Origin of the sequence: Streptomyces sp. NPDC088732, from assembly GCF_044751205.1 — a bacterium.
GTDB lineage: Bacteria > Actinomycetota > Actinomycetes > Streptomycetales > Streptomycetaceae > Actinacidiphila.
This window is the reverse complement of the sequence record NZ_JBIVLI010000064.1, coordinates 1-2,523: the sequence shown is the minus strand read 5'-3', so window position 1 is coordinate 2,523 and position 2,523 is coordinate 1. Positions and strand designations below refer to the sequence as shown.

The window sequence follows — 2,523 nt, the reverse complement described above, 5'->3', positions numbered from 1 at the left end:
ACCGGGCTGGGTTCCGCGTTCGACGCCGAAGGGATCGGTGCGCTGGCGTTCGATGGCCTGGGTGTCGTCGAGGCCGACGGTGCCTACGGCGGTGCGTCGGCGAACGTTTTGACCATTGCGCGCAGCAGATCGGGACTCGCCGCTGCGAGGTTCTCCTCGGCGAGGACGTGCAGGGGCAGACTGTCTGGTGCGGTCATCGTGCTGATCTCCTTCGAGGCTTCAACACTTCGAAGATCAGCCGGTGGCCGTTTGTCTATGCGGGCCACCAACCCGGACGCCGGAGCAAACCCCCGCATCAGGTCCAACCCGCAACACCACTTCCAAGGACGCAACCTCACAGCACGTCACGCTCAGCCCGACCCGCATAGGCGACATCGTCCGCGCCGCCCTCGTCCTCAACGGGCAATGGAAGTGATCTTCATTGAGAAAACCTCACTTACCCAATCGAAGCCCTTCACGCGCCATGAACTCCAGAAAGCTGCCGGACTCAAGCTGAACTGGACCGCCCTCATGATCCCAAAAATAGACCTCGGGCGAGCATCGACCTTCAGCCGACAAGAAGCCCCACCAATCGCCAGTTCCCACAGGAGCGACAGGAATAAAGCTCGTGTTCTTGAACTCACGTTCATGAACCTTCAGAACGTCTTCTGGGTTCCCATGAGCAGCAATAGGCAGCAGATCGAGGAACAGAAACATTCCACCACCGTACCGTTGCATGAACTCCTTGTATTCGGCGGGAAGAGATGTTCCCAGGATAACTTCCGCATGTGATAGCTCTGCCACGGACGCCCGTTGCGACTCAAAGACACCCCCTTCCGGGTCGCTCAGGCCCACACGCTTCGCACGGGCAGCCGACAAGTGCTCATCGAACTCTGCAAAATTCATGGCTCACAACCGATCATTGTCCGGGCCAGTTATCGTACCAGTGGTCAGCGCTATACGTCCCCCAGCCCTGTTCTTGAGATCTGTACCACCAGTGTAGTTGCGTGTCTTCAGTCCGCATTTTCTTATCGACACCCCTATTGAGACCTTCGCCACCGGGGGTCTTATTCCGATGAAGATCCGTACCGGCACCTCGGTGTACGTCCTGATCTAGTTCATGAATCCCGGACCCAGGCATTTGGTCCGCGTGGTGAATCTCAATGCGATCCCCGAGTTGATTTGGACGCAACCCCAGAGAGCCACGGATTATGTCGGACCGAGTCCAAGGTCCCGAATGACGAATCGCATCATCTGCCGGCCCTGCCCCTGTCCCAGGGCCGCAAGTGCACGCCACTCCGGCCGGAACGTCTCCACAATTGTGAACGAGAACCGGCATGACTCCGGCGAGGACATAGTACGTGTGGCACTCGACCCTGCTCTACCTGCGTTTTCGCAGGTGAGCGAGGTTTTGACGGTCCGTCGAGGTCCGTGGTTGTGCGCCGATGTCGGTGGTTGTTGCCGTCACTACTGCCGTCGGCGGTCTAGACCACTTGGTCTTGTGGCGTCTGGTGCGGCGGGCTTCGGTGGGGCGCTGGGAATCGGGCCTGCTACTGCCAGTTTCCGGGCTCGGCGCGGAGGATGGTGTGGGTGGTCTGTTCGTAGGACGTGTGGTCGGTCTGGGCGCAGTGTTCGGCAATCCAGCGGGTCAGTTCCTCGGGGGTGTGCGTCGTCCCGGAGGTGGCTGCGCAGTCGTGTTCGTCGCCGGTGATGCAGACGGCCTGGTAGGTGGGCAGCGCCGTGGGGTCCGGGGCGGTGGTCACGTGGTACTCGCGGAACCGGTAGCGGGTGGTCGTGCCCATCGGCGGGTCCTTTGCCTCGGTGGGGTCATCAGGTCTCGGAGGTCTGCTGCCGTGCCGGCGTGGCGCGGGTGTCGGTCAGTGCTCGTCGGGTGCTGGTGGCGGGGGGATGCGCTGTCCGCGTGAGTCCGCGATTCTGAGGGCGTCCGACAGGGCCTCGGTCAGGCGGCAGGCCAGCCAGCGGTATTCGACGTCCGTCGGTGTCCGTGCTCCGGGGGCGATGATGCCTCGGGTGTACTCCAGCAGGTCTTCGCCCATGGCGAGTTGGATCGTCTCGATGCTGTCGGCGAGGGCGGCGAGGTAGCCCCGGCCATCGGTGCTGAGGTAGCAGGACTTCCCCTCGGGGGTGGTCCAGGGCAGCAGGCGCGGTTCCTGCGCCGTCTGGTGGTGGAGGCTTTGTCTCTTCTGCCCGTCGGGGGGCCGGGGCTGGTCGGCACCCAGCACGGCTACGGGAGCCTGTTCGCGGAGCCTGCCGCGTTGCGTACCCGTGGCGGCGGCACGCTCCCGCCCCGGTGGCGTCTCTTTGGCCATGCTGGTTTCCCTTCCTCGGCTCGGGTCCGTTGATCAGGGTCGCGTGGGTGTGAACCTGCCGGAGGAGCCAGCGAGTCTGCCGTGCTGTCTGCCAAGCTGGCGGTGTGCGGGAGACGGTGTGAGGTTCCCCCGAGATGCGGGGAAGGGTGACAGCGGGTCAGATGGGTCTCATGAGAGGAGCCCTGACGATGCCTGCCCCGAGGAAGTACCCGCT

Annotated in this window: 3 protein-coding genes; all 3 read right to left on the bottom strand. The window is 63.2% G+C overall.

From position 1 onward, the window contains the following. Positions 1-432: 432 nt before the first annotated feature. The 3 genes from ACIP9H_RS42265 to ACIP9H_RS42255 all read right to left on the bottom strand — a co-directional run bounded on the left by ACIP9H_RS42265 (position 433) and on the right by ACIP9H_RS42255 (position 2,309). On the bottom strand, positions 433-885 hold the full coding sequence (locus tag ACIP9H_RS42265; RefSeq protein ID WP_401964266.1) for an SMI1/KNR4 family protein: 453 nt from the start codon (positions 883-885) through the stop codon (positions 433-435). Positions 886-1,529: 644 nt separating this feature from the next. Continuing rightward, positions 1,530-1,781, bottom strand: a complete 252-nt coding sequence (locus ACIP9H_RS42260; RefSeq protein WP_401964264.1) for a hypothetical protein — start codon at positions 1,779-1,781, stop codon at positions 1,530-1,532. A 75-nt stretch (positions 1,782-1,856) separates the two neighbouring features. Then, on the bottom strand, positions 1,857-2,309 hold the full coding sequence (locus ACIP9H_RS42255; protein WP_401964262.1) for a hypothetical protein: 453 nt from the start codon (positions 2,307-2,309) through the stop codon (positions 1,857-1,859). Positions 2,310-2,523: the final 214 nt, after the last annotated feature.

Excerpts from the sequence above, each read along its gene's own strand:
- ACIP9H_RS42255 (WP_401964262.1), bottom strand. The coding sequence starts at position 2,309 with ATGGCCAAAGAGACGCCACCGGGGCGGGAGCGTGCCGCCGCCACGGGT.
- ACIP9H_RS42260 (WP_401964264.1), bottom strand. The coding sequence starts at position 1,781 with ATGGGCACGACCACCCGCTACCGGTTCCGCGAGTACCACGTGACCACC.
- ACIP9H_RS42265 (WP_401964266.1), bottom strand. The coding sequence starts at position 885 with ATGAATTTTGCAGAGTTCGATGAGCACTTGTCGGCTGCCCGTGCGAAG.